At 69.6% G+C, this 237-nt stretch carries 1 protein-coding gene; it reads right to left on the bottom strand.

The features are described 5' to 3' along the window. Nucleotides 1-237 (bottom strand): hypothetical protein (locus CH341_RS35075; RefSeq protein WP_170149930.1); only part of this gene is annotated, 237 nt, incomplete at both ends.

Here is a 237-nt window from a genome sequence, read left to right as displayed (position 1 = left end):
GGGCGCGGCCGAGCGGCCAGAGCGAGAAAGAAAGGGCGACGAGAAGCCCGTAGAGGGCGGCAAGCGCCAGTTCGCGCGGGTAGAGCGCCGGCACGGCCGAGAGCGGCAGGATGTTGGAGAGGGCGGCGAGCGCCACGAAGGGAAGGATGGCGCCGACTGCGAGGCCGATGGCGATGCCGAGGGCGGCGAGAATGAGGATCTGCGTCAGATAGGTGCGGAAGACGAAGCTGCGCGAGG

It is taken from the genome of Rhodoplanes roseus, assembly GCF_003258865.1.
Lineage (GTDB): Bacteria > Pseudomonadota > Alphaproteobacteria > Rhizobiales > Xanthobacteraceae > Rhodoplanes > Rhodoplanes roseus.
Note: the sequence above shows the minus strand (reverse complement) of the source record. Positions and strands in the feature narration are given on the sequence as shown.